This is a genomic window from Bradyrhizobium sp. STM 3809 (assembly GCF_000239795.1).
In the GTDB taxonomy this organism is placed as follows: Bacteria; Pseudomonadota; Alphaproteobacteria; order Rhizobiales; family Xanthobacteraceae; genus Bradyrhizobium.
Genome location: NZ_CAFJ01000469.1, coordinates 1 through 23,968, shown reverse-complemented (window position 1 = coordinate 23,968; position 23,968 = coordinate 1). Strand labels below are relative to the sequence as shown.

24 protein-coding genes and 1 other RNA gene are annotated in these 23,968 nt (G+C 66.8%); 15 read left to right on the top strand and 10 right to left on the bottom strand.

The features are described 5' to 3' along the window. The 5 genes from BRAS3809_RS21715 to BRAS3809_RS21695 form a co-directional block, all read right to left on the bottom strand. Positions 1 to 1,107: methyl-accepting chemotaxis protein (locus tag BRAS3809_RS21715; protein WP_035657508.1), on the bottom strand; the 1,107-nt coding region annotated here is incomplete at its 3' end. 20 nt (positions 1,108 to 1,127) lie between these two features. Continuing rightward, positions 1,128 to 1,454 (bottom strand): hypothetical protein, encoded by a 327-nt coding sequence (locus tag BRAS3809_RS21710; protein ID WP_008964181.1) that lies wholly within the window; start codon positions 1,452 to 1,454, stop codon positions 1,128 to 1,130. Between the two features lie 122 nt (positions 1,455 to 1,576). Next, positions 1,577 to 2,077, bottom strand: a complete 501-nt coding sequence (locus tag BRAS3809_RS21705) for an Lrp/AsnC family transcriptional regulator (RefSeq protein ID WP_008964180.1) — start codon at positions 2,075 to 2,077, stop codon at positions 1,577 to 1,579. 137 nt (positions 2,078 to 2,214) lie between these two features. Continuing rightward, the gene (nudC, locus tag BRAS3809_RS21700; RefSeq protein ID WP_008964179.1) at positions 2,215 to 3,153 is read right to left on the bottom strand and encodes an NAD(+) diphosphatase; all 939 of its coding nucleotides are present in this window, start codon (positions 3,151 to 3,153) and stop codon (positions 2,215 to 2,217) included. Positions 3,154 to 3,156: 3 nt separating this feature from the next. Then, the gene (locus BRAS3809_RS21695) at positions 3,157 to 3,576 is read right to left on the bottom strand and encodes an HIT domain-containing protein (protein WP_008964178.1); all 420 of its coding nucleotides are present in this window, start codon (positions 3,574 to 3,576) and stop codon (positions 3,157 to 3,159) included. A 148-nt stretch (positions 3,577 to 3,724) separates the two neighbouring features. On the opposite strand from BRAS3809_RS21695, the gene ffs reads away from it, so the two are divergent. From ffs to BRAS3809_RS21675, 5 genes are all read left to right on the top strand, one after another. Continuing rightward, positions 3,725 to 3,821, top strand: an RNA gene (ffs, locus tag BRAS3809_RS34500) — signal recognition particle sRNA small type. Positions 3,822 to 3,963: 142 nt separating this feature from the next. Then, positions 3,964 to 5,802 carry a DNA polymerase III subunit gamma/tau gene (locus BRAS3809_RS21690; RefSeq protein WP_008964177.1) on the top strand — a complete coding sequence of 613 codons (1,839 nt, stop codon included), beginning with the start codon at positions 3,964 to 3,966 and terminating at the stop codon, positions 5,800 to 5,802. 78 nt (positions 5,803 to 5,880) lie between these two features. Further along, a complete protein-coding gene (locus BRAS3809_RS21685; protein WP_008964176.1) occupies positions 5,881 to 6,201 on the top strand; it encodes a YbaB/EbfC family nucleoid-associated protein in 321 nt (106 codons plus the stop codon). 20 nt (positions 6,202 to 6,221) lie between these two features. Further along, positions 6,222 to 6,821: a recombination mediator RecR gene (recR, locus tag BRAS3809_RS21680; protein ID WP_008964175.1), complete on the top strand. Its 600-nt coding sequence runs from the start codon at positions 6,222 to 6,224 to the stop codon at positions 6,819 to 6,821. Between the two features lie 20 nt (positions 6,822 to 6,841). Beyond that, positions 6,842 to 7,264, top strand: coding sequence for a hypothetical protein (locus tag BRAS3809_RS21675; RefSeq protein ID WP_035657510.1), 423 nt, complete (start codon positions 6,842 to 6,844; stop codon positions 7,262 to 7,264). A gap of 165 nt (positions 7,265 to 7,429) precedes the next feature. Here the strand turns inward: BRAS3809_RS21675 and BRAS3809_RS21670 are convergent, their stop codons facing one another. From BRAS3809_RS21670 to BRAS3809_RS21655, 4 genes are all read right to left on the bottom strand, one after another. Beyond that, entirely contained in the window at positions 7,430 to 8,812 is a 1,383-nt protein-coding gene (locus BRAS3809_RS21670) for an AmpG family muropeptide MFS transporter (RefSeq protein ID WP_008964173.1), read from the bottom strand. A gap of 215 nt (positions 8,813 to 9,027) precedes the next feature. Then, positions 9,028 to 10,341 carry a tetratricopeptide repeat protein gene (locus BRAS3809_RS21665; protein WP_008964172.1) on the bottom strand — a complete coding sequence of 438 codons (1,314 nt, stop codon included), beginning with the start codon at positions 10,339 to 10,341 and terminating at the stop codon, positions 9,028 to 9,030. Continuing rightward, complete coding sequence (locus BRAS3809_RS21660; RefSeq protein ID WP_008964171.1) at positions 10,342 to 11,352, bottom strand: aldo/keto reductase; 1,011 nt, start codon at positions 11,350 to 11,352, stop codon at positions 10,342 to 10,344. A 140-nt stretch (positions 11,353 to 11,492) separates the two neighbouring features. Beyond that, positions 11,493 to 11,915, bottom strand: coding sequence for a PaaI family thioesterase (locus BRAS3809_RS21655; protein ID WP_008964170.1), 423 nt, complete (start codon positions 11,913 to 11,915; stop codon positions 11,493 to 11,495). A 79-nt stretch (positions 11,916 to 11,994) separates the two neighbouring features. Here BRAS3809_RS21655 and BRAS3809_RS21650 point away from each other — a divergent pair, with 79 nt between their 5' ends. Next, the gene (locus tag BRAS3809_RS21650; protein ID WP_008964169.1) at positions 11,995 to 12,624 is read left to right on the top strand and encodes an NUDIX hydrolase; all 630 of its coding nucleotides are present in this window, start codon (positions 11,995 to 11,997) and stop codon (positions 12,622 to 12,624) included. 25 nt (positions 12,625 to 12,649) lie between these two features. Then, the gene (locus tag BRAS3809_RS21645) at positions 12,650 to 13,822 is read left to right on the top strand and encodes a hypothetical protein (RefSeq protein ID WP_008964168.1); all 1,173 of its coding nucleotides are present in this window, start codon (positions 12,650 to 12,652) and stop codon (positions 13,820 to 13,822) included. A gap of 185 nt (positions 13,823 to 14,007) precedes the next feature. Here the strand turns inward: BRAS3809_RS21645 and BRAS3809_RS21640 are convergent, their stop codons facing one another. Next, positions 14,008 to 14,310 (bottom strand): hypothetical protein, encoded by a 303-nt coding sequence (locus BRAS3809_RS21640; protein WP_008964167.1) that lies wholly within the window; start codon positions 14,308 to 14,310, stop codon positions 14,008 to 14,010. 172 nt (positions 14,311 to 14,482) lie between these two features. On the opposite strand from BRAS3809_RS21640, the gene BRAS3809_RS21635 reads away from it, so the two are divergent. From BRAS3809_RS21635 to BRAS3809_RS21600, 8 genes are all read left to right on the top strand, one after another. After that, positions 14,483 to 14,959 carry a hypothetical protein gene (locus tag BRAS3809_RS21635; RefSeq protein ID WP_008964166.1) on the top strand — a complete coding sequence of 159 codons (477 nt, stop codon included), beginning with the start codon at positions 14,483 to 14,485 and terminating at the stop codon, positions 14,957 to 14,959. A gap of 191 nt (positions 14,960 to 15,150) precedes the next feature. Further along, the gene (locus tag BRAS3809_RS21630) at positions 15,151 to 16,113 is read left to right on the top strand and encodes a TAXI family TRAP transporter solute-binding subunit (RefSeq protein ID WP_008964165.1); all 963 of its coding nucleotides are present in this window, start codon (positions 15,151 to 15,153) and stop codon (positions 16,111 to 16,113) included. A gap of 150 nt (positions 16,114 to 16,263) precedes the next feature. Continuing rightward, positions 16,264 to 18,357 (top strand): TRAP transporter permease, encoded by a 2,094-nt coding sequence (locus tag BRAS3809_RS21625; protein WP_008964164.1) that lies wholly within the window; start codon positions 16,264 to 16,266, stop codon positions 18,355 to 18,357. Further along, complete coding sequence (locus BRAS3809_RS21620; RefSeq protein WP_008964163.1) at positions 18,354 to 18,728, top strand: DUF1850 domain-containing protein; 375 nt, start codon at positions 18,354 to 18,356, stop codon at positions 18,726 to 18,728. Before BRAS3809_RS21625 ends, BRAS3809_RS21620 begins: the two co-directional genes overlap by 4 nt. A 19-nt stretch (positions 18,729 to 18,747) precedes the next feature. Continuing rightward, a complete protein-coding gene (locus BRAS3809_RS21615) occupies positions 18,748 to 19,548 on the top strand; it encodes an SDR family NAD(P)-dependent oxidoreductase (RefSeq protein ID WP_008964162.1) in 801 nt (266 codons plus the stop codon). Between the two features lie 69 nt (positions 19,549 to 19,617). Next, positions 19,618 to 20,388, top strand: coding sequence for a tetratricopeptide repeat protein (locus BRAS3809_RS21610; protein ID WP_008964161.1), 771 nt, complete (start codon positions 19,618 to 19,620; stop codon positions 20,386 to 20,388). Between the two features lie 111 nt (positions 20,389 to 20,499). Continuing rightward, positions 20,500 to 21,882, top strand: a complete 1,383-nt coding sequence (locus tag BRAS3809_RS21605) for a tetratricopeptide repeat protein (RefSeq protein ID WP_035657502.1) — start codon at positions 20,500 to 20,502, stop codon at positions 21,880 to 21,882. A 123-nt stretch (positions 21,883 to 22,005) separates the two neighbouring features. Then, positions 22,006 to 23,910, top strand: a complete 1,905-nt coding sequence (locus BRAS3809_RS21600) for a propionyl-CoA synthetase (protein WP_008964159.1) — start codon at positions 22,006 to 22,008, stop codon at positions 23,908 to 23,910. The last annotated feature ends 58 nt before the right edge of the window (positions 23,911 to 23,968 follow it).

Genomic DNA, 23,968 nt, shown 5'->3' with positions numbered 1-23,968 from the left:
GGTCTGATTGGCCAGCGCCTTCACCTCGCTTGCGACGACGGCGAAGCCCTTGCCGTGTTCGCCGGCCCGGGCGGCCTCGATGGTGGCGTTCAGCGCTAGCAGATTCGTCTGGCTGGCGATGGTCTGGATCAGCGTCACCACCTCGCCGATCTTCTGCGTGCCCGCGGCCAGGCTCTCGACCACGCTGTTGGTCCGGCGCGCCTCGTCCGCGGCCTTGGCGGCGATCTCCGCCGAGCGCGTCACCTGCTGGGAGATGCTGCTGATGGAGGCCGTCAGCTGTTCGGTCGCGGCCGCGACGGTCTCGACGTTGGTCGAGGCCCGCTGCGAGGCGTGGGCCGCCGCCGATGTCTGGCGGGAGGCTTCGGCGCTGCTCCGGCTCATCGACGACACCAGGGTCTGCACCTCATTGGCGGCAATCGCGACCGCCTCGACGATGCCGCCGATCTTGCGCTCGAAACCTTCCGCGAGCTCGCGGCGGGCGACGTCGCCCTGCCGCTTAACCCGCTGCTCGGCCTCGATCCTCTCGGCGTTGGCGCGCGCTTCAGCCGCCATCGCCGCATTGGCTTCGGCGGTCTTGCGCGTCGTCGTCTCGAACAGTTGCGTCAGCTTCAGCGCGAGCGCGACGAGAACGCCGGCCTCGATCAGGAGGATGACGGCGTGCAGCACCACGCGGCCGAAATCGGCTCCGCCAGGGTAGACGGCGGCGGGAAAGACGAAGTTGAGCACCAGATGGTGAAGTGCGACCGCGACGGTGCCCGCCATGATCGGCCGGTAGTCGCAATAGGCGACGAGACAGGCCAGCGCCGCGAAGAAATACATGTGCATGTCGATCTGCCAGGCGTGACCTGACATCTGGTAGACGAGCACGGACACGCCGCCCATCAGGGCGACCGCGATGGTGAGCTGTGTCGACAGGCTATCGCCGGCGCTGCGCCAGGAGAGCGTCGCCGCCGCGGCCAAGGCGGCCATCATCATGGTCGGCATCATCCAGTCGCCGCGCGCCAGCCCGATGACGAGCGAGAGCGGAACGTGAATCCACAGCACCGCCAGCAGAGCCTTGCTGGTCGTACTCCGGAGAATTGCCAGATCGTCGGTCGCGCCGGTCATTTTCCGTCCCCTAATATCGCTCATTGTGTAAAGCAGGCGGAGATCGCCTGCGGGTCGATGACGAGCCAGGCTCCCGCCTTGCGGAGTCGCGCCAGGCCGTCATGGTCTCCCGGACGAACCACCAGCAGCGACGAGAACGTCGTCGTGCGCACCAGGGCGGCGTCAGCCGATGCTGCAGCCAGCATCGTCTGTTGCTCGCTCCACCAGGGTGGAAAAGCGACCGCGACGATCTCGCGCCCGGGATGCACCTGCATCGACAGCGCCGCCACGCCGACGAAGCTCGCGATCAAGAGCGCTGTTGCATTCAGCCAGGCACGGGACGGCGAAGGTATTTTTTCACCGGACATCATCACATCCGAAGGTAGATGGATGAAGATAACTTCCGGTAAACGATGATTGGAAAACGACGGCATCATCCGGCGAACGCCGGCGAAGCGACCCCGGTGATCGGCCGGAGCCGGGGCGGACCTTAGACCGGCGGCACCGGCAAGGCCGTGACCGATTTGATTTTCTCCATCGCGAAGCGCGAGGTCACGTTCTTGAGCGGTACCGCGCTGATCAGCTTCTTGTAGAACACGTCGTAGCTCTGCATGTCCGCAACCACCACGCGCAGCATGTAGTCGACGTCACCGGCCATGCGGTAGAACTCCATCACCTCCGGCATCGAGCTGACCGCCTCGGCGAATTTCTTCAGCCAGGCCTCGGAATGATCGGCGCTCTCGACCGAGACGAACACGGAGATGCCGAGCCCGATCTTGTTCTGATCGACCAGGGCAACCCGTCGCAAAATCACGCCGTCGGCCTCGAGCCGCTGAATGCGCTTCCAGCACGGCGTCGAGGACAGTCCGACCCGGTCGCCGATCTCGGCGACGGAGAGGGACGCGTCCTCCTGCAGGACCATCAGGATCTTGCGGTCGATGGCGTCGAGCCGGCGGTTGGCCTCGGGGCCCTGGGCGGAGACGTCGGACATGGAGAAATTTGTTCCATATGAAGGTCAGGAAACCCTCATATAGAGAAAATCGTTCCAAAGCAAGAACTGCCCGTTCAGGCCCTCTGCGCTGCGTCCGGCGCACGACGGCCGATGTCGAGAGTGGTCTCCCGATACCCTCAGGCGCCGTCCTTGAGCCAGCGGCCGACCAGATGGTGGGCAATCGCAAACGGATGCGGTCCGGCCAGTCCGTCCGGATGCTGCCGCTGCAGCATCAGCCTGGCTTCGTCGCGGCTGAACCAGCGGACATCCTCGAGCTCGGTCCGGTCGATGACGATGTCCTCGTTCAGCGCCCGCGCGCTGCAGCCGATCATCAGCGAGGACGGATAGGGCCAGGGCTGGGTCATGTAATAGGTGACATCCGTGCAGCGGATGCCGGACTCCTCGAACACCTCGCGCCGCACGGCGTCCTCGATGGTCTCGGCCGCCTCGACGAAGCCGGCGAGGCAGGAGTACATGCCGGCCGGAAACTGCTTCTGCCGGCCGAGCAGGCAGTTGTCGCCGGAGGCGACCAGCGAGATCACCACCGGATCGGTGCGTGGGAAATGCTCGGTCTTGCAATTCGGGCATTCGCGCTTCCAGCCGCCCTCGCGCATCGCGGTCTTGGTGCCGCAATTGGCGCAGAAGCCGTGGCGCTGATGCCAGGACACCATCGACTTGGCCATCGCGATCGTCGCGAGCTGGTCGACCGGGATGGCGCCCTGCATCGCCATGCCGCGCAGCTCGGTGACCGCCACGTCCTCGCGCCCGGCGAGCTTTTCGACGGCCGCCGGCGAAATGCCCATGCCGAACACCGCGGCGCCGTTCTGCAGCCCGAGGAAGATCGTGCCGGGATTGGCGCCGAAGCCGAGCGCCTCGTCGATCGACAGCAGCGCCCGCAACTGGTCGCCATCGCGCTTCAGCACCAGGGAATCCCGGTGCACGACATAGGCTCGCGTCGACGGCTTGCTTTCGAAAGCGAGCAGCTTGTCGTCATGGAAGCGCAGATGCGCGGCGCGCTCGATCGGATGGCCGACGAAGGCCGGCTTGCCTAGCGGAAACAAGTCGAATGGCGACATTTCTCACCCTAACCAGATCTTGCGCCTGATCGCGCTGATGAAACTCTCGACCTCCTGCGGGTCGTGCGGCACCGGCGAGGCGACGCCCCAGACCGGGCGCGGCCAGGCGACGTCAGTGGTGCGGCGCGCGATGATGTGAACGTGAAGCTGCGGCACCATGTTGCCGAGCGCGGCGACATTGAGCTTGTCGCATTTCGTGATCTCCTTCACCGCGCGCGACACCCGCGTGATCTCGGTCATCAGCTGCGCCTGCGCGACCTCGTCGAGATCGATGATCTCGACGGCGCCCTCGCGGCGCGGCACCAGCAGCAGCCACGGATAGTTCGCGTCCTTGATCACCAGCACGCGCGACAACGGCAGGTCACCGATGTTGATCGTGTCCTTCGCAAGTTGCGGATGCAGCGACCAGGCGGATTCGGGCATGCGGCGGGTTCCGGGCAGGACGGTCATGCGGGGAGCGACGGCGGCACCTAAAGCCTTTCCGGGCTGCGGCACAAGCCCGCGGGGCGGCGGGCCGGGCCGGCGAAGCTCGCGCTTGCTTTCCGGACGGTTTGGCCCCAAATAGGCACCGGGAGATTGGCGGTGGACGAGCCACTCGCCAACCGGGTCAGGTCCGGAAGGAAGCAGCCCTAACGAGGTCCGGATCGGGTCGCTCGTCAGTCTCCTACCTGTTTTCTCGAGCGAATCGCGCAACGTTGGCGGGGACCCCGCGCAGGGCGGGCGACCGCACTCCGGTTGATGGCGTCGTGGCTGGTTGCGTCGACGATCGCGATCGATGCCGGGCTGGAATACTCACTTGCGGATCGCTCGATGACTGACGCTGGCGCCCCACCCGTTCCGCCCGACAGCGCCGACGCTCCCGCCAAGCCGTATCGGGTTCTGGCGCGCAAATACCGCCCCTCCAGCTTCGCGGATCTGATCGGCCAGGAAGCCGTGGTGCGCACGGTCTCGAACGCGTTCGAGACCGGCCGCATTCCCCAGGCGTGGATCCTCACCGGCGTCCGCGGCGTCGGCAAGACGACGACGGCCCGCATCCTCGCCCGCGCCCTGAATTACGAGCTGCCCGACGGCTCGGTGAAGGGACCGACCATCCACATGCCGGTGCTCGGCACCCATTGCCAGGCGATCATGGAAAGCCGGCATATGGACATTCTGGAGATGGACGCGGCCTCGCACACCGGTGTCGACGACGTCCGCCAGATCAACGACAGCGTGCGCTATGCGCCGGCCAGCGCGCGCTACAAGGTCTACATCATCGACGAAGTCCACATGCTGTCGACGGCCGCGTTCAACGCGTTCCTGAAGACGCTGGAGGAGCCGCCGGAGCACGCCAAATTCGTGTTCGCGACCACCGAGATACGAAAAGTCCCGGTGACGGTGCTGTCGCGCTGCCAGCGTTTCGACCTGCGCCGGGTCGAGGCCGACGTTCTGATGAAGCATCTCGCCGGGATCGCCGCCAAGGAAGGCGTCACGATCGAGCCCGAGGCGCTCGGCATCATCGCCCGCGCCGCCGAAGGCTCGGTGCGCGATTCGCTGTCGCTGCTCGACCAGGCCATCGCGCACAGCGCGGGCGAGGTGCGCGCCGATGACGTCCGGCAGATGCTGGGCTTGGCCGACCGGACCCGGGTCATCGATCTGTTTCATCATCTCGCGAGCGGCGACATCGCGGCCGCCTTCAAGGAATTCCGCGAGCAGTATGATGTCGGCGCCGATCCCGTGGTGGTGCTGTCGGATCTCGCCGAGTTCGTGAACTTCGTGACCCGAGTGAAGGTCGTGCCGGCCACGGCCGACAACGTCGCGTTCAGCGAGACCGAGCGGCTGCGCGCGCGCGATTTCGCCACCAAGCTGTCGATGCGCGTGCTGTCGCGGATGTGGCAGATGCTGCTGAAGGGCATCGCCGAAACGCAGGGCGCGACGCGTCCCGCCGCTGCCGCTGAAATGGTGCTGGTGCGGATTGCCTATGCGGCCGATCTGCCGACGCCGGACGAAGCCATCCGCATGATCGACCAGAATGGCGGCGGATCGGCGGTCGTCACGAACGGCGGCGGCGGCCGCTCCGCGCCGGCGCCCGGCATGAGCGCGGGAGCGCCGCCGGTGATGAGCTCGGCGCCGATGCAGCCGCCGCGCATGCAGGGGCCGACGCTGGCTGCGGTCGGCGGCGTGCGCCCGCAGGCGATGAGCTCGCAGCCGTCGCCGACGTCACAAGACCAGCCGGCGCTGCGGCTCGCGAGCTTCCAGGAGCTGGTCGCGCTCGCTGCCAGGAATCGCGACCTGATCAGCAAGAGCGCGCTCGAGATGGACGTGAGGCTCGTCCGCTTCGAGGACGGCCGGCTGGAGATCGCGCTGGAACGGACGGCGCAGCGCGCGCTTGTGTCAGACCTGGGCCGCAAGCTGGAGGACTGGACTGGCCGGCGTTGGACCGTGATCGTCTCCAACGAAGCCGGACAGCCGACCTTGCGCGAGCAGAACCTGCGCGCCAAGAGCGAGCGCGAGGCGGCGGCCGAGGCTGATCCGCGCGTGCAGGAGATCCTGGCGCGGTTCCCGGGGACCAAGGTGGTCGAAGTGCGCCGGCTCGCCCCCGAGCCGCCCGAATCTGACGCCAGTGCTGTCGAGCCGCCTGACGAGTCCGATTCTGATGATGATCTCTAGAGCGTGATCCGGACACGTGAAAATCCGTTTCCCGAAAGATCGCGCTCAACTCATAAAGGCTGATGACGAGGTGCTCCGATGGCTGACTTTCTCGGCATGATGAAACAGGCGGCGCAGCTGCAGACGAAGATGCAGGAGATGCAGGCGGAGCTCGGCAACGTCGAGGTCGAGGGCATCTCCGGCGGCGGCCTCGTCGCCGTGCGCATGACCGCCAAGATGGACGTGAAGTCGATCAAGATCGATCCGTCGCTGTTGAAGCCGGAAGAGGCCGAGATCCTCGAGGATCTCCTTGTCACCGCCCATGGCGACGCGCGCCGCAAGGCGGAGGCCGCGATGCAGGAAAAGATGCAGGCCATCACCGGCAAGCTCGGGCTGCCGCCGGGCTTCGGCTTCGGTTAGTTCATGATCGTCGTGACCTGATGGCCGTCGCCGGTCCTGAAATCGAGCGCCTGATCCAGCTGCTTGCGCGCCTGCCCGGCCTCGGGCCGCGCTCGGCGCGGCGCGCCGCTCTGCATCTGATCAAGAAGCGCGAGGCGCTGATGGTGCCGCTCGCGTCTGCGCTGCAGGTCGCGATCGACCGCATCCAGGTCTGCAAGACCTGTGGCAACATCGATACCCAGAGTCCCTGCACGGTGTGCACCGATCCGCGGCGCGATCCGGCGATGATCGTCGTCGTCGCCGATGTCGCCGACCTCTGGGCGCTGGAGCGCGCGAAGGCCAGCAATGGCCGCTATCACGTGCTCGGCGGCACCTTGTCGCCGCTCGATGGCGTCGGCCCGCAGGACCTCACCATCGACGCGCTGGTGCAACGGGCGCATGCGCCCGAGGTGTCCGAGATCATCCTCGCATTGAATGCGACGGTGGATGGCCAGACCACCGCGCATTACATCACCGACCTCCTGCAGGAGGCGAATGTCAAGGTCACGCGGCTGGCCCATGGCGTGCCGGTCGGCGGCGAGCTCGACTATCTCGACGAAGGCACGCTCTCGGCCGCGATGCGGCAGCGCACCTTGTTCTAAGCAAACACGGAAATGGAATGATGACGAAACGCGGATTCGGCAAACGGCTGGCTTTGGGCGCGATCTGGATGGTGCTCTCGGCGCCGTCGGTGCTCGCGCAAGGAGAAGCACCGCAGAAGGCGGGCCGCCCGCTCAACACCGGCGACGTGCTGTCGGGCGAGCTCAGCGCGCTGAAGGTCAAGGGCGCCAAGCCCGGCCAGCCCTCATCCGCCTATCAGATCACCAGCGAGCCCCGCCGCCTACCGCCGCCGAGCGGGCTGTGCAATCTCGAGACCGGCCCTGAGACCTTCCAGCTCGTCACCGCGACCCCGGCGCAGGCCTCGCAGCTGAAGGGCCTGCTCGGCAAGCAGATCGCCGTGAAGGTCGACGAGATCGCCTGCGCCCAGGATGCGGGCCAGATCAGCGAGGCGGTCGTGACCAAGTGGAGCCTGGTGAAGCGCTGATCCGCTCGGCGCTTTCACGCGCATGCAGCGCCCCAATCAACGTCGTCATCGCCCGGCTTGACCGGGCGATCCAGTACGCCGCGCCACCTCGGTCGATCGCAGACGTCTCTGGAATACTGGATCACCCGCCTTCGCGGGTGATGACGACCTTTTATGAGGTGAGAGCTAAACTTTCACTGGCCCGAGCGAATCAAAATGCCCGCTGCGCTGCAGCCACGCCAGCAGCGCCAGACTCGGTATGGCCACCAGCATGCAGATGACGAAGAACAGCGGCCAGCCGGTGGCCTTGGCGACGTAGCCCGCGCCTGACGACAGATAGGTGCGGCCGACGGCGGCGAGCGCGGTGAGCAGCGCATATTGGGTCGCGGTGTGCAGCGGGTTCTGGCACAGCGCGGAGAGATAGGCGACGAAGATCACGGTGCCGATCGCGCTGGTGAAGTTCTCCGCCGAGATCGCTAGCGCCAGCGCCCATTGATTCACGCCGACGACGGCGAGCCACGAGAACGACAGATTGGCCAAAGCCTGCACCATGCCGCCGATCCAGAGGCTTGCCGCCAGCGAATAGCGCCGGGCGACGAAGCCGCCGGCAAAGCCGCCGACGAGCGTTGCGGCAAGGCCGACGCCCTTCACGATCGCCGCGTAGTCGACCTTGCTGAAGCCGAGGTCGATGACGAACGGTGCGGTCATCGTGCCGGAGAAGGCGTCGGTGAACTTGAACAGCACGACGAAGGCGAGCGCGGCGAGTGCGTCGCGCCGGCTGAGGAATTCGACGAATGCGCCGGCTGCGGCCTGCGCCACGCGGACAAGCGCGGTGTCCGCGCCCATCGCGGCTTCGGCCTGCTTCGATTGCGCAGGTTCGGTGGCGGCGAGCGCCGTGATTGTGCCGATCAGCACCAGCGCCGCCATCACGACGTAGCCCCACATCCACGACGCCGAACGCGTCAGCCCGGAACTCTCGAAGCCGCTGACCACGACGAGAGCCCCGGCGGTCGAGACCAGCATGCCGATGCGATAGGCGGCGACATAGGCGGCCATCCCGGCGGCCTGCTCGCTCTCCGGCAGGCTCTCGACGCGGAAGGCGTCGACCACGATGTCCTGGGTCGACGAGGCCGCGGCGACCAGCAGCGCGGCCAGCGCCACCATGAACGGCGCGTGCGCCGGGTCGGTGAGCGCCAGCAGCAGGATCGCGGCGATCAGCAGCAGTTGCGCGAACACCAGCCAGCCGCGCCGCCGTCCGAATGCGCGCGTCAGCAGCGGCACATGCAGCGCGTCGACCAGCGGCGCCCACAGGAACTTCAGCGTGTAGGGCGTGCCGACCAGCGCGAACAGCCCGATCGTGCCGAGATCGACGCCGAGCTCGCGCATCCAGATCTGCAAGGTCGAGCCGGACAGCGCCAGCGGCAGGCCCGAGGAGAAGCCGAGGAACAGCACCACGAGCACGCGCGGCTGCAGATACACGGCCACGCTCTCGCGCCAAGTGGGGGCGGGCTTGGTGGCCGGCGTTGCGGCGGTGGCTGCGAGGTCGGATGTCGCGTCGGGTGCGGTCATGGTCAGGTCGTAGCAGATTTGGGGAAATGCCGTCTGCTGTTTTGCTCCAGTGGAGCCACGTTTGCGCGGTCATCGTGCGCGTAGGGACGATCCTGTGGGCCGTGATATCTCGATTCAGTACCCTCTGGCGCGAAGTACTGGATGCTCCGCTTTCGCTTTCGCGGGGCATGACAGTGGCCGATCTAGAAACAGCTGCCGGTGCGGGAAATGCTCGTCTACTCGGCAGCCGTTGCCCGCCAGCGCGTATCGCGCGCAGAGGGGCGGCGGTGCAGGCGGGCATCGATGATCTCGCGCGCCCTCACGAGGTTGCCGCTGCGGATCAGCGCCAGGATGTAGGTGTCCTCGATCACCTCGCGCTGAGCGTGGCTGCCGCCGATGCGGGGGAGGTCGCCGATGACAGGCGTGAGTTCGCGCGCGCAGGCACGCCAATTCTCTTCGGCGAAGGCGCGCAGGGCCCGCAGCATGTGTGGCACGATCCGCCCTGCCGGCAGATTTCCCTCGGCCTGCCGCCGCTCGATCGCGGCAAGACGCCCCTTGAGAGCCGCCGTATCATTGGTGGCCGCGGCGATCATCATCAGATGCATTTCGACGAAGGCGAGCGTCGAGCCCGTGAAGCGCGGTCTGGCATAGGCTGCCACCTCGGTCCACGCCTGGTCAGGCATCGTGTGGTTCTCTGCCCTCAGCCGCCACAGCAGCGAGGCACAGTCGGACAGCGTGTTGAGCGGTGGCGCGGTGTCCATCGTCGGCACCAGCACGTCGGTGTAGACTGCGAGCGCCGTGGCCGCATCGCCGCGGTCCAGCGCGCCGAGCGCCTGGTGCCAGCGGATATGGCCGTGCAGCATGCCGGTGCGGTCGTAGTCGCCGATCCAGCCTTCGACGAGCGCATCGGCCTCGGCATGGGCGCCGGCCTCGAACATCGCATGCAGCAGCGCGTGTACGGCATAGGCATTGTGCCGACGCAAGGCGAAGCTGCGTTCGGTGACGGCGCGGCCCTGCGCCAGCCCGCCGGCCTCGGTCAGCGCCCAGCCACGGTTCGACAGGAACCACCAGTCCTCGCCATAGGCGGCGGCGAAGCTGTTGCAGAGGTCACGGCGCGCGGCGTCGTGATCGGCGCGGCCCGAGAAAGCCAGCAGGCCGAAGGCCCCGAGCGGCAGCGCCATGATCATGGCGTCCCGCGGCCAGCGCGCCAGATGCGCCAGCGTGGCCGTCAGCGCATCCGGGCCGCGGCCCTCGATGGCGAGCACCAGGGTCGCGACATGGCTCTGCTCGCGCTCGCTGCCGCGCCTGGCGGCGAGGTCGCGCGCCCGCTTGATCGTCTGCAGCGCTGCTTCGCGCTGCTGGTAGATTGCGTGGATGCGGGCCCGCGCGGCATGCGCCAGCGCGAAATCCGGATCGAGCATGATCGCGCGCTCGAACGCGTCGGTGGCGCCGGGCCAGAAGGCGAGCAGCAGATCCATGCCTTCGCGATAGGCGGCGGCCGCGTCAGTGGAGGCGGTGGAGAGCGGCAGGCCGTAGCGATCCTCCTCCATTCAACCCACCCGCGGCCTGCGGCCTTCGATCGGATAGGCCGGGTCGTTGTAGCCGGGCGTCGAGGCGTGGCCGGTGACGACCAGGCGGTCGATCAGCGCCTCGTCGTCGGCGGCGAACGGATAGTCCAGTGCGCGGATGTAGTCGTCCCACTGCGCCTCGGTTCGCGGCCCTGCGATCACCGAACTGATGAAGGTCGAATTCAGCACCCAGGCGACCGCGAACTGCCCGGGCGTGAAACCCTTGGCCTCGGCGTGACGCTTGATCTCCTGCGCCAGCTTCAACGACTCCGGCCGCCACTCCGTCTGCATCATCCTGGTGTCGTTGCGGCCGGCGCGCGTCTCCGTGTCCGGCGGCGCATCGGGGCTGTATTTGGCGGTCAGCACGCCGCGCGCCAGCGGGCTGTAGGGCACCACGCCGAGGCCGTAATAGCCGCAGGCCGGCAGGTGTTCGACCTCGGGCATGCGGTTCATCGCGTTGTAATAGGGCTGGCTGACCACAGGCCGGTCGATGCCCATGCCATCGCAGAGCTTGCAGATCTCGGCGAGCCGCCAGGCGCGGTAGTTGGAGACGCCGAAATAGCGGATCTTGCCGGCGCGCAGGAGGTCGCCGATCGCGCGCACGGTCTCCTCGAGCGGCGTCGCGTGGTCCTCCTTGTGCAGATAGTAGATGTCGATATGGCCGGTGCCGAGCCGCCTGAGACTTTCATCCGCGGCCTGCAGCACCCAGCGCCGCGACAGCCCGGCGCGGTTGGGATCGTCGCCCATCGGATTGGCGAGCTTGGTGGCGACGATCCAGCGGTCGCGCTCCCTGGCGATGGCGCGGCCGACGACCTCCTCCGAGGCGCCCTTGTTGTAGGCATCCGCCGTGTCGATGAAATTGATGCCGGCGTCACGCGCCTTGGCGATGATGCGGCCCGAGGTCGGCTCGTCGGTCGGGCCGCCGAACATCATCGTGCCCAGGCAGATCGGCGACACTTTCAGGCCGGAACGGCCGAGCTGGCGATATTGCATTCTTGCCTCATTTCAGACCATCCCGCCCGCGGGCGAGGCTGGCAGGATAGCTCTCTCCGCGCGTCATTGCGAGGAGTCATCGGGCCGCGCGTTGCGCGGACCCGTTGGCTCCTGGCAATGACGATCGATAGAGCCGCGGCTCACTCGCTCTTCAAAATCTTGAACACGCCCGAGGCCATCGCGATCACGCGGTCGGCGGCCGTCACCTCGGTGGTGATGAACACCAGGCTGCGCGTGATCCGCACCACATGCGGACGCGATACCAGGGTCTCGCCGATCTTGCCGGACTCGACGAAATGCGTGTCGAACTGGATCGTCGCCATGTGCTCCCTGCCGGCGGCAAAGCGGGCCGTCATGCCGCAGCTGCGGTCGGCGAGCGTCATGATCACGCCGCCCTGGACCAGGCCGCGGCGATTGTGATGCTTGTCCTCGGTGACAATAGCGTATTCGTGGACGCCGTCGGCGACCCGCTGCCACAACGGGCCGATCAGGTGCAGGAAGCCCGAGGTGTCGACGATCTCCCAGCCGTCGGACTTCATTTTTGCCGCAGCTGATTTCGTCATCCCGGACATCCCTTCGGTCGGCGCCGCAAGCCAGCACGTGATCGTTTCATCCGCTGCGGGGCTGGTGTAGTCAAGCTGCATGGCCATGCCGTTCGACGATGCCACACGACGGAAAATCGCGACCTGCTGCGCGGGCTTCGCGCGCCTGGACGCGATGGCCGGGACGCCGCCGTTGAAGCGCGCCGCGGTGGCGATCGCGCTGGTCCCGCATCACGAGACCGGCACGACTGCGCTGCTGCTCACCCTGCGCGCCGCGGGGCTGCGCAGCCATGGCGGTCAATGGGCGCTGCCGGGCGGACGCTGTGACGCCGGTGAGACGGTGGTCGAGGCGGCGCTGCGCGAGTTGTCGGAAGAGCTCGGGCTCGTCCTGACGGCGGAGGCCGTGCTCGGCCTGCTCGACGACTATCCCACGCGGTCGGGCTATCTGATTACCCCCGTCATCGTCTGGGCGACCAATGGCCGAACGCTGCGGCCGAATCCGGACGAGGTCGCCTCGGTGCATCGGATCGGGCTGGATGCGATCACCGCGGATGACGCGTTCGATTTCACCGCGATCCCCGAGAGCACGCGGCGCGTGATCCGCTTTCACGCCCGCGAGGGTCTGATCCACGCGCCGACGGCGGCGCTGATCTATCAGTTCCGTGAGGTCCTGGCCGGCCGTGACACCCGGGTCCACGAGTTGGAACAGCCGGTGTTTGCCTGGAAGTAGCCGCGGTTTCGGCTACAAGGGCGGCATGCTGCATCAGCCGATTCGCAAGCTTGCCCTGATCGCCGCCTGCGCTGTCGCAGGCGTTTCGCCGTTGCTGGCGGGGGAACCCGTCGCCCCGCGCGATGCCTTCGCCCAGACGGCCTCGCCGGCGGCCATCGCCGAGTACCAGCGGCGGCTCGCCGAGTATCAGCAGGCGCGCGCGGAGTTCGACCAGCAGGCCGGCGCCTATTGGAAGGCGATCGCCGACAAGCGCCGCATCCGCAACGCCAAGCGCCGCGATCGTCAGCCGATCGGGCTCGACGATTATGTGCTGGAACAGCCTCCGGTCTACACCGGCCCGAAGCGTCCGGTGAATCCCGAGCCGGAGCCCGAGGGCGAGCCGCGCGAGCGCAAATACATTCCCGTGGTGGCCGATCTCCTGAAAGCGGCGCAGGAGCATTTCCAATGGTCGCCGCAACGCCCGGCCAACGATATCGATTTCAAGCGCGCCTATGCCCGCTTCGCCGCGTCCTCGGGACTGACACGCGAGCAGGCGGTGCGCGTCTATTCCTTCGAGACCGGCGGCAACGGCCGGCACGACTCGCAATCCGGCTTCAAGGGCAACCGCGCGATCTCGACGGCGATCGGCTACAATCAGCTGCTGACGACCAACACCGTCGAGCTGCTGGCGGAGCAGGGGCCGCTGTTCATCCGCCTGCTCGGCGAGCGCGTCGCGCAGACCTCCGGTCCGGCGCGGGGCGCGATGGAGCACAAGCTTACTGTGCTGAAAAAGATGGTCGCGATCGCGCGCTCGGTGCCGGACGACTGGTCGGCGCATGAGAAGATCGGCAACACCGAGCAGGGCTGGGCGATGCATGCGATGGTGCTCGACATCGACGTCGGCCCGATGCTGCAGACCCACAAGCTCTTGACCTCGGTGCTGTTCGCCCGCGCCAAGGGTTACACGCGGCCGCTCTCGGCCGCCGAGCTCGAGATGATGAACCTGACCGGCGACGGCACCGGCTTCGACATGGTGACCATGCCGCAGGAGATGCGCGACCAGGTCCCGACCGCGAATTTCTTCCAGCGCGGCGGCTATGAGCGCAACCCGGTGGCCGTCCGCCACAACACGGTGGCCAAGCTGCTCGCGGTGACCGATGCCCGGATGGATTCGTTGAGCAGCCTGCCCGGCGCCAAGGAGCTGGCCGCAGCGTTTTGAGCAGCGCACTGACGTCGCATCGATGGGGGACGCGATGCACCCCCACCGTCGTCCCGGCGAAAGCCGGGACCCAGACTCCCAGGAGGTCGTGATTGCGACGAACGCGGCTCCAGCGTGCCCGACGCCCGAGGACGGTGGCTATGGGTCCCGGCTTTCGCCGGGACGACATCGGAGATGTGGCGCGCTCACTCGTCGGCGCCGAACGAGAAGCTGCCGTCGCCTTCGAGATAGGGTGCCGTCCGCATGTAGAGCTGTCCGTTCTGGCCGATGAAGAACAGCGTACCCTTCGGCACCTTCTTGGCGCCCTTCAGCAGCATGTCGGCGTTCTTGGTGCCCATCCTGTAGGCGAGCGTCTTGCCGTCCTTGCCGTAGGCATAGCCCATATCCGGTTTCAGCTCCCACGGCTCAGGCGGAGCCGCCCGCGCCGCGCTCGTCAGCGCGCACAGCGCGGCCACGGCGATCAGGGCTTTCAGAACGGAGCCTGTCATCTTGTCCTCCCTCGCAATTACATTGAACAAATCAGGAACGCGACTGACGACTCGACGCCGTCGATCTGCAGCGTGCATGACCGCTTCCAGATTTCCCCATTCCTCATCTCGCGATTATCCTGCAGCGTGGTTTAGAAACAAAGGCCAAGAAAACATTTTGGGGATGATTCGGATGAGTCTCGTCGCGAAAATCGGTTGGGTCGCGGCCTTGTCGCTGGTGGCGCTGACGTCAGCCCGGGCCGACGACTTCAAGCTGTCCAACAACCAGCGCATTGCCTGCAGCCGCGGCCTGTCCGCCGGCAAGCTCAATACGGCTGTCTGCAAGTCCTACGCCTATCTTTTCAATGTGAAGACCTCCGAATATTTCCGCTGCCAAGTGTCGCTGTCGCTGACCCGGGACAACAAGGAGGTCCTCAACGTCCAGACTGACGGCAGTTGCAGCAAACGGCCGCGGGTGTTCGACACCGACTCGAAATATGATTTCGACGCCACCGAGACCGAGCCGGCGAACACCAATTCCTTCTTCGGCAATGGCGGCTATTCGATCTGGGTGGCGGACACGACCCAGCAGAAGCTGCGCGGCTGCATCACGATCTCCTCCGGCCTCGGCTCCGACATTTCCAAGTGCGTCGACATGACCTTCCAGTGAGCGACGGCCAGCGCCCGACCGCGCTGAGCTCCCGACCTCGGCCTTGACGGCCGGCGAGCCCGCAATGCGAGATTGAACATCCCGCCTCGCGTCGCGGGCTGCGGCGCGCGGGCGCAGCTGGCCGTCTTTCGGATGGGTTGACCCCGCGCCGGCATCCGTCCAATTTGCCGGCAAAATCAACGGGAGGACCCATGCGTTTCTCGAACCTCTTTGGCACTGCAACCGGATTGTTCCTGGCTGCTGCCGGCCTGTTCGCCGCTCCTGCGGCGCACGCACAGAGCTTCATCAACGTGCTGACCGGCGGCACCTCGGGCGTGTATTATCCGCTGGGCGTCGCGATCGGGAAGATCTACGGCGACAAGATCCCGAACGTGAAGACCCAGGTGCAGGCGACCAAGGCCTCGGTCGAGAACCTGATCCTGCTGCAGCAGGGCCGCGGCGAGCTCGCCTTCGCGCTCGGCGACTCCCTCAAGTCGGCCTGGAACGGCGAGGAGGAGGCCGGCTTCAAGTCCAAGCTCGACAAGCTGCGCACCATCGGCGCGATCTATCCGAACTACATCCAGATCGTCGCAACCGCCGAGTCCGGCATCAAGACGCTGGCGGACCTGAAGGGCAAGAGTCTGTCGGTCGGCGCGCCCAAGTCCGGCACGGAGCTGAACTCGCGCGCGATCCTCGCCGCCGCCGGCATGAGCTACAAGGATCTCGGCAAGGTCGAATATCTGCCGTTCGCCGAATCCGTCGACCTGATGAAGAACCGGCAGCTCGGAGCCACCTTGCAATCGGCCGGCCTCGGCGTCGCCTCGCTGAAGGACCTCTCGACCTCGTCGCCGATCACCGTGGTGTCGGTGCCGAAGGAGGTGGTCGACAAGATCGGCGCGCCGTTCGTGGCGGCGACCATCCCGGCCAACACCTATACCGGCCAGGACAAGGACGTGCCGACCGCGGCGGTGATCAACTATCTCGTCACCAGCTCGGCGGTGTCGGACGATCTCGCCTATCAGATGACCAAGCTGATCTTCGAATCGCTGCCGGAGCTCGCCAATGCGCATGCGGCCGGCAAGGAAATCAAGCTAGAGACGGCGGCACAGGACAGTCCGGTGCCGCTGCATCCGGGCGCGATCCGCTACTACAAGGAAAAGGGCGTCCTGAAGTAAGGACGCCGCCTGCGCCGCCCAAAGGCCGGCTCGTTTCCAAAATCGACTGCGCGGGCTCCCGCGCAGTCTTCTCGTTTCAGGTAGCCGCGGCTGATGGGCGGATCCTGGCAAGGGCGCGTTGGGGGAATCATGACGATCGAAGCCGTGAACATGGAGACGCCGGTCAAGGTCGAGTTCGACAATTTCGAGCACGGCTTTCCGGAAGGCTTCGGCCCGGGCCGCTGGGGCTATCTCGCCTACGGCATCGGCCTCGCCTTCGCGCTGTTCCAGCTCTATGTCGCCGCCTTCAACTATCTGCCGAGCCAGGTGGTGCGCGGCGTCCATGTCGGCTTCCTGCTGCTCTTGACCTTCGGCCTGATCGGCAATTTCACCGCCAGGACCGATGCCGGCCGGATCGCCGGCTGGGCGATCGGCGCGATCGGTTTCCTGTGCGGCCTCTACCAATGGATCTTCTACGCCGACCTCATCGCCCGCGACGGCGATCCGACGCGTGCCGATCTCGTCGTCGGAACTTTGCTCGCCGTCTTGATCTTCGAGGGCACGCGCCGGCTCATGGGCCTCGCGCTGCCGCTGATGTGCGGCGCCTGTCTGCTGTACTGGTTCTTCGGCCAGTATCTGCCGTCGCCGCTCAACCATCGCGGCTATGACTTCGACCAGGTCATCACGCATCTCTCCTTCGGCACCGAGGGCTTCTACGGCGTGCCGATCTACGTCTCGGCGACCTACATCTTCCTGTTCATCCTGTTCGGCTCGTTCCTCGAACATGCCGGCATGATCCAGCTGTTCACCGACGTCTCGCTCGGCCTGTTCGGCCGCACCCGCGGCGGTCCGGCCAAGGTCGCGGTGTTCGCCTCGGGCATGATGGGCACGATCTCCGGCTCGGGCGTCGCCAATGTCGTCACCGTCGGCCAGTTCACGATTCCGCTGATGATCCGGTTCGGCTACCGCCGCGCCTTCGCCGCCGGCGTCGAGGCCACGGCGTCGATGGGCGGCCAGATCATGCCGCCGGTCATGGGCGCGGTCGCCTTCATCATGGCCGAGACGCTCGGCGTCGACTACTCGGTGATCGTCAAGGCCGCCGTCATTCCGGCGATCCTGTATTTCGCGTCCGCCTTCTGGATGGTGCATCTCGAGGCCGGCAAGCACGGTCTCACCGGCATGAAGCCGTCGGAGATCCCGAGCGCCTGGAAGGCGCTGGTGGCGCGCTGGTACCTCGTGCTGCCGCTGGCGGCACTGGTCTACATGCTGTTCGAGGGCTTCACGCCGCTCTATGCCGGTTCGATGGGGCTTGCGCTCACGGTGGCGCTGATCCTGGGCACCTCGATCACGATGGGCTTCTCCAACCAGGTGCTGCGCTACGTCTTCTGGATCGGGCTGGCGCTCGTGGTCGGCGCGCTATCGCGCAACGGCCTGCAGATCGTGCCCGTCGCTGCGGTCGTGGTTGCGCTCGTCGTCATCACCGGCTTTATGCGCGGCGGCATGGCGACCCTGCATGCTTGCCGCGATTCGCTCGCCGAGAGTGCCAAATCGGCGCTGACCGTCGGCATGGCCTGCGCCATCGTCGGCGTCATCATCGGCATGATGACCCAGACCGGCGTCGGCTCGATCTTCGGCAGCTGGGTGATCGGTCTCGGCAAGACCAGCCTGTTCGCGGCGCTGATCATGACCATGCTGCTGTCGATCCTGCTCGGCACGGGCATCCCGACCATCCCGACCTACATCATCACCGCGGCGCTCGCGGCGCCCGCGCTCGCCAAGCTCGGCGTGCCCTTGATCGCGAGCCACATGTTCGCGTTCTATTACGGCATCATGGCGGATCTCTCGCCGCCGGTGGCGCTGGCCGCGCTGGCGGCCGCGCCGATCGCCAAGGAGAACCCCGACAAGATCGGCTGGGAGGCGATGCGGATCGCGCTCGCGGGCTACGTCATTCCCTTCATCTTCGTCTACTCGCCGGCGCTGATGCTGCAGGCGGGCGATCCGATGGAGGCGCAACTCGGCTTCTATGGGGCGGTGGCGTATGCGTTCGTCAAGGCCCTGATCTCGATCGGCCTGTTCGGCATGGTCGCGATCGGCTTCCTGTACACGCGCTTGACCTTGATCGAGCGCCTGCTCTCTTTCGGCGCATCGGTCTGCCTGCTGGGCGAGTTCCCCTATAGCGACGTGCTCGGCTTCGTGCTGGCGGCGGCGATCGTCGCCTGGCAGTGGCGGCAGCGGCCGCCGGCAGCCGTGGTGGCGTCCGCTTGAGCCTCTGTCTGGCGTCGTCCGGTGTGGTGAAGGCGCTGGCGCTGGCCGGCTTCACCCTGGCCTGGACGCATTCGGTCGAAAAGACCGGATGGCAGGAGGATTGGCGCGTGACGGGAGATGGGCTTCGGTTGTTGCAGGCCCGCGTCAAAGGTTCGGGGGCGGGCATGGAGCCGCCGCCGGAGGCGCGGCTGGTCGAGGGCTGGTACCAATGGTCCGTCGACCGCGAGCCGCTGTCGCGGATCGTGCTCGCCAATTCCGGCGCCGCCGGGGAATGGCGGATCTGCAACGACGGGCAATGCCGGACGATCTCGGAGATCTTCGGCCACGACATCGGCGCCGCCACGATCACGATGAGCGCCTGCAACGAATGACAAACGACGGGAGATCGCGATGGGACGTCTCGAGGGCAAGGTGGCGCTGGTGGTGGGCGCCGGCTCGATCGGTCCGGGCTGGGGCAACGGCAAGGCCACCGCGGTGACGTTCGCGCGGCAGGGCGCCAAGGTGTTCTGCGTCGACCGCAACAGGGACGCGGCGGCCGAGACGGCCTCGATCATTTCAGGCGAGGGCGGGCAGGCCGAAGCGTTCACCGCCGATGTCTCGAAGGCGGCGGAGGTCGAGGCCATGGTCAAGGCCTGCCTCGCGGCCCATGGCCGCATCGACGTGCTCGACAACAATGTCGGCATCGCCGAGATGGGCAGCGTCGTCGATGTCGACGAGGCGGAGTGGGACCGCGTGTTCGCGGTCAACCTCAAGAGCGCCTATCTCGCCATGAAGCACGTCATTCCCGTGATGATCGGGCAGGGCGGCGGCTCGATCATCAACATTTCCTCGGTGGCCTCGATCCGCCAGGTCGGCATCTCCTATGTCAGCTACGGCGCCAGCAAGGCGGCGATGAACCAGATGACGCGCACGACCGCGGTCGAGTTCGCGCCGAAGCATGTCCGGGTCAACGCGATCCTGCCCGGCCTGATGAAGACGCCGATGGTCGAGCATTCCGCCGGGCTCGCCGCGAGCTACGCCAAGGGCGACGTCGAGGAGATGTGGCGGAAGCGCGATGCCCAGGTGCCGATGGGGCACATGGGCGACGCGTTCGACGTTGCCAACGCGGCGCTGTTCCTCGCCTCCGACGAATCGAGATACGTCACCGGCATCACGCTGGTGGTGGATGGCGGGCTGACCTGCCGGAGCTAGCGCGGTGGATTGCATCAGGGCGCGGCCTGCGCCATACCCGGTCAGGGGCGATTTCATCGGGAATTGACGATGCAGCCATGCCGCTTCGGAGCGGTCATCCTGGCGATGCTGACGGCCTGGCCGATCCTGCTGGCCGTCGAGGCACATGCCGTCGGCGCCGCCGAGCCCGCCAAGGAACCGGTGGTCGATCCGGCGGCCTGCATCGCCGCGTCCGAGGCGCGTGACGGCGACAGGGTCCTCACCGAATGCGGGGCGCTGATCGACAACGCAAAGGTTCCCAGGAACGACCGCATCAACGCGCTGATCGCGCGCGCCTCGATCTACATCACAAGGGGCGAAGCGAACCGCGCCATTGCCGACTATGGCGTCGTGCTGCAGCTCGATCCGACGCTCGCCGACATTTTCAATGCGCGCGGCGAACTATATCGCAAGACGGGCGACCGGCCCAATGCGCTCGCCGATTTCGCCTCGGCGCTGCGGCTCAATCCCGATCACGCCAGCGCCCGCAGCAACTATCATACGCTGGCCATCGAGCTCGAGCGACTCGGCGCGCAGATGGCGGTGGCCGGACGGCCGAGCTTCAATTGCGCGGCGGCGCAGCGCGCCGTCGAGAAGGCGATCTGCGCCGATCCGGACCTTGCCAATCTCGATCGCGAGATCGACGGCTCGCATGCCCGGGCGGTCCGCGAGGCGCCGGGGCCGGCCGCGGCCCGCGCGCTGCAGCGTGAGCAGGACGCCTTCATCGCGCGCCGCAATGCCGACTTCGGCCGCAACGGTTACGATCTCAAGAAGGCGATGCAGGATCGGCTGCGGCGGCTGAACGGTTCGGACGGCTATTAACCATCGGCGTGGCGGCTTGAACCCGGCTGCGGCCGGCGGCGACAACGGGACAGTCGACCGTTCCGTCCAACGTCCCAAGCCCAAGTCCAAGTCCAAGCCCAGGCCACGCCGATGCCCGCATCTGCTCAGTCGATGTTCTCCCGCTCATCTTACCGCACGCTGTGTTTCGCGGCCGGTCTCGTCGCGGTCCTGGGAACCGCGCCGGCCTTCGCTGCGGATACCGAATGTGCCTTGGGCAGCAAGGCGCCGCCGGCGCAGCTGATCAGCGCCTGCAATACCGCCATCGAGCAGGCCTCGGGCTCGCCCAGGGATCAATCCTCCGCCCTGGTCGTCCGTGCCGACGCCCAGGCGCGCACCAGCGGGGGAATGACCCAGGCGCTGAAGGATGTCGACCGTGCCATCGCGCTCGATGGCAAGAATGCGCGCGCCTACCGCCTGCGCGGCGATCTGATGCGCGAGGCCGGCGGCGATGCCGGCAAGGCGACTGCGGATCTCAGCATGGCGATCACGCTCGATCCCAATGACGCCGAGGCCTATGAGCTGCGCGGCGTCGTCTATACCGAACAGCACCGGCTCGACCGCGCTCTGGCCGACTACGACCAGGCGATCCGGCTGAAGCCGGACTACGCGCAGGCCTATGCCGATCGCGGCGTCGCGTTCTACCTGCGCGGCGACAATGAGAAGGCCGTGCAGGACTATGACGAGGCGATTCGCCTCGATCCCGACCGGCCTCGCACCTTCACCAACCGCGCCGCCGCCTACAAGAAGCTCGGCCAGATCGACAAGGCGCTGGCCGACGATCACGAGGCGATCCGGCGCGATCCGAAGGTGCCGGAATATTTCGACAATCGCGGCCTGACCTACGCCGCCATGAAGGAGTACGACAAGGCGATCGCCGATTACGACCAGGCGATCAAGCTGCAGCCGAAGCCGAACTTCCTGACCAACCGCGGCGATTCCTATCAGTTCAAGGGCGAGCTCGGCTCGGCCCTGAGCGACTACGATGCCGCCCTGCGCCTCGATCCGGATTTCGCGCTCGCCTACAACAATCGTGCGGTGCTGTTCCGCAAGATGGGCGAGCGCGCCAAGGCGCTGGCGGACTACGAAGCGGCCCTGCGGCTCGACCCCGGCAATGACAACGCCGCGGCCGGACGCCGCGCCATGCTGGCCGAGATCAAGAAGTTCGGCGCCGAGCCGCCGCGGCCGCTCAACGCGCCGTCGGAGCGCAGCGGCCCGTCGTTCGATTGTGCCACCGCCGTGCGCGAGGTGGAGAAGGTCATCTGTGCCGATCCCCAGCTGTCGGTGCTCGATCTCGGCATTTCCGAGAGCTATGCCCGGCTCCTGAAGGTCTCCCGCGGCCGCGCCGCCAGCGAGCTGCGCAGCACGCAGCGCGACTTCATCGCCGAGCGCAACGCCCGCTTCGGCAAGCCCGGCTACGACCTTCGTCTAGCCCTGCAGCGCCGCCTGGACACCCTCCGCGACGCAGCGCCTTGATCCGGCCCGGAAAATGCCCGGGACCTCCGGACCCGCCTGATCCAGATCAATTCATGACGGCTTGAACTGTCGCTTTGTCCCGTGACAATAGTCCGGAATAAACACAGATCTTGGGGAAACGTCATGAGCGCTGCGAGCCGCTATCACGAGGTCCATGCCCGGTCGCTGCAGGATCCGGAAGGGTTCTGGGCCGAAGCCGCCCGCGCGATCGACTGGATCGAGCCGGCCAAGAAGGTCTTCGATCCGACGACGGGCGCCTATGGCCGCTGGTTCGCCGGCGCCGTCGTCAACACCTGCTACAACGCGCTCGACCGTCACGTCGCCGCCGGCCGCGGCGGCCAACTGGCGCTGATCCATGACTCGCCGCTGACGAACTCCGTCACCAGGATCACCTATGCCGAGATGCTGAAGGAGGTGCAGACGCTCGCCGCCATCATGCAGGATTTCGGTGTGGGCAAGGGCGATCGCGTCATCCTCTACATGCCGATGGTGCCGGAGGCGATGGTGGCGATGCTGGCCTGCGCGCGCATCGGCGCGGTGCACTCGGTGGTGTTCGGCGGCTTCGCGGCCAAGGAGCTCGCCACCCGCATCGACGATGCGACGCCGAAGCTGGTGCTGTCGGCGAGCTGCGGCATCGAGCCCGGCCGCATCGTGCAGTACAAGCCGCTGCTCGACCAGGCGATCGAGCTGGCCGACAAGCGGCCGCAGGCCTGCATCATCCTGCAACGGCCCGAGCATGTCTGCGAGCTCAAGCCCGGCCGCGACTACGACTGGGCGGCGCTGCGCAAATCCGCACTCGCCAGCGGCAAGCTCGCGCCTTGCGTACCCGTGCTCGCGACTGATCCGCTCTACATCCTCTACACGTCCGGCACCACCGGCAAGCCGAAGGGCGTCGTGCGCGACAATGGCGGGCATCTCGTCGCGCTGAAATGGTCGATGGAGAATCTCTACGGCATCAAGCCCGGCGAAGTCTGGTGGTGCGGCTCCGACATCGGCTGGGTCGTCGGCCACAGCTACATCATCTACGGCCCGCTGATCCACGGCGCGACCTCGGTGATGTATGAGGGCAAGCCGGTCGGCACGCCCGATGCCGGCGCGTTCTGGCGCGTCATCGCCGATCACAAGGCGGTGGCGCTGTTCACCGCGCCCACGGCCTTCCGCGCCATCCGCAAGGAGGACCCGGAAGGGACCTTCCTGCGCAAATACGATCTGTCGCAGTTCCGCACGCTGTTCCTGGCCGGCGAGCGCGCCGACCCGCCGACGGTGGAATGGGCCGAGCAGCAGCTCAAAGTGCCGGTGATCGACCATTGGTGGCAGACCGAGACCGGCTGGTGCATCGCCGGCAATCCCGTGGGCCTCGGCCTGTTGCCCGTCAAGCATGGCTCGCCGACGGTGCCGATGCCCGGCTATCAGGTCGACATCGTCGACGAGGCGGCCAAGCCCGTGCCCGCCAACACCATGGGCTCGATCGTGATCAAGCTGCCGATGCCGCCCGGTTGTCTGCCGACGCTGTGGCAGCAGGAGGATCGCTTCAAGGAATCCTACCTCAGCGAATTCCCCGGTTACTACAAGACCTCCGACGCCGGCTTCAAGGACGAGGACGGCTATGTCTTCGTGATGGGCCGCACCGACGACATCATCAACGTCGCCGGCCACCGGCTCTCGACCGGCGGCATGGAGGAGATCCTGGCCTCGCATCCCGACGTCGCCGAGTGCGCGGTGCTCGGCATCAAGGATGCGATCAAGGGCGAGGTGCCCTGCGGCTTCCTGGTGCTCAAGGCCGGCGTGTCGCGCAGCCCGTCCGTGATCGAGAAGGAGATCGTGGCGCTGGTGCGCGACAAGCTCGGCCCGGTCGCAGCGTTCAAGCTCGCCATCACCGTCGGCCGGCTGCCGAAGACGCGCTCCGGCAAGATCCTGCGCGGCACCATCAAGAAGATCGCCGACGGCGAACAGTGGAGCATGCCGGCCACGATCGAGGACCCCAAGGTGCTCGACGAAATCGGCGAGGCGCTGAAGAGCCGGGTGTAGCGGGACCGCTAGCGCGCGGGCTTGACCCGCGCGCTTTGCGCCCGTCTGTTTCCAGGTC

Bases quoted from the DNA above. Each gene is read 5' to 3' on its own strand.
- BRAS3809_RS21685 (WP_008964176.1), top strand. From the start codon at position 5,881: ATGGCTGACTTTCTCGGCATGATGAAACAGGCGGCGCAGCTGCAGACG.
- BRAS3809_RS21695 (WP_008964178.1), bottom strand. From the start codon at position 3,576: ATGCCCGAATCCGCCTGGTCGCTGCATCCGCAACTTGCGAAGGACACG.
- recR (WP_008964175.1), top strand. From the start codon at position 6,222: ATGGCCGTCGCCGGTCCTGAAATCGAGCGCCTGATCCAGCTGCTTGCG.
- BRAS3809_RS21655 (WP_008964170.1), bottom strand. From the start codon at position 11,915: ATGACGAAATCAGCTGCGGCAAAAATGAAGTCCGACGGCTGGGAGATC.
- BRAS3809_RS21675 (WP_035657510.1), top strand. From the start codon at position 6,842: ATGACGAAACGCGGATTCGGCAAACGGCTGGCTTTGGGCGCGATCTGG.
- BRAS3809_RS21625 (WP_008964164.1), top strand. From the start codon at position 16,264: ATGGAGACGCCGGTCAAGGTCGAGTTCGACAATTTCGAGCACGGCTTT.
- BRAS3809_RS21615 (WP_008964162.1), top strand. From the start codon at position 18,748: ATGGGACGTCTCGAGGGCAAGGTGGCGCTGGTGGTGGGCGCCGGCTCG.
- BRAS3809_RS21665 (WP_008964172.1), bottom strand. From the start codon at position 10,341: ATGGAGGAGGATCGCTACGGCCTGCCGCTCTCCACCGCCTCCACTGAC.
- BRAS3809_RS21670 (WP_008964173.1), bottom strand. From the start codon at position 8,812: ATGACCGCACCCGACGCGACATCCGACCTCGCAGCCACCGCCGCAACG.
- BRAS3809_RS21705 (WP_008964180.1), bottom strand. From the start codon at position 2,077: ATGTCCGACGTCTCCGCCCAGGGCCCCGAGGCCAACCGCCGGCTCGAC.
- BRAS3809_RS21630 (WP_008964165.1), top strand. From the start codon at position 15,151: ATGCGTTTCTCGAACCTCTTTGGCACTGCAACCGGATTGTTCCTGGCT.
- BRAS3809_RS21640 (WP_008964167.1), bottom strand. From the start codon at position 14,310: ATGACAGGCTCCGTTCTGAAAGCCCTGATCGCCGTGGCCGCGCTGTGC.
- BRAS3809_RS21710 (WP_008964181.1), bottom strand. From the start codon at position 1,454: ATGTCCGGTGAAAAAATACCTTCGCCGTCCCGTGCCTGGCTGAATGCA.
- BRAS3809_RS21605 (WP_035657502.1), top strand. From the start codon at position 20,500: ATGCCCGCATCTGCTCAGTCGATGTTCTCCCGCTCATCTTACCGCACG.
- BRAS3809_RS21645 (WP_008964168.1), top strand. From the start codon at position 12,650: ATGCTGCATCAGCCGATTCGCAAGCTTGCCCTGATCGCCGCCTGCGCT.
- BRAS3809_RS21650 (WP_008964169.1), top strand. From the start codon at position 11,995: ATGGCCATGCCGTTCGACGATGCCACACGACGGAAAATCGCGACCTGC.
- BRAS3809_RS21635 (WP_008964166.1), top strand. From the start codon at position 14,483: ATGAGTCTCGTCGCGAAAATCGGTTGGGTCGCGGCCTTGTCGCTGGTG.
- BRAS3809_RS21690 (WP_008964177.1), top strand. From the start codon at position 3,964: ATGACTGACGCTGGCGCCCCACCCGTTCCGCCCGACAGCGCCGACGCT.
- BRAS3809_RS21600 (WP_008964159.1), top strand. From the start codon at position 22,006: ATGAGCGCTGCGAGCCGCTATCACGAGGTCCATGCCCGGTCGCTGCAG.
- nudC (WP_008964179.1), bottom strand. From the start codon at position 3,153: ATGTCGCCATTCGACTTGTTTCCGCTAGGCAAGCCGGCCTTCGTCGGC.
- BRAS3809_RS21610 (WP_008964161.1), top strand. From the start codon at position 19,618: ATGCAGCCATGCCGCTTCGGAGCGGTCATCCTGGCGATGCTGACGGCC.
- BRAS3809_RS21660 (WP_008964171.1), bottom strand. From the start codon at position 11,352: ATGCAATATCGCCAGCTCGGCCGTTCCGGCCTGAAAGTGTCGCCGATC.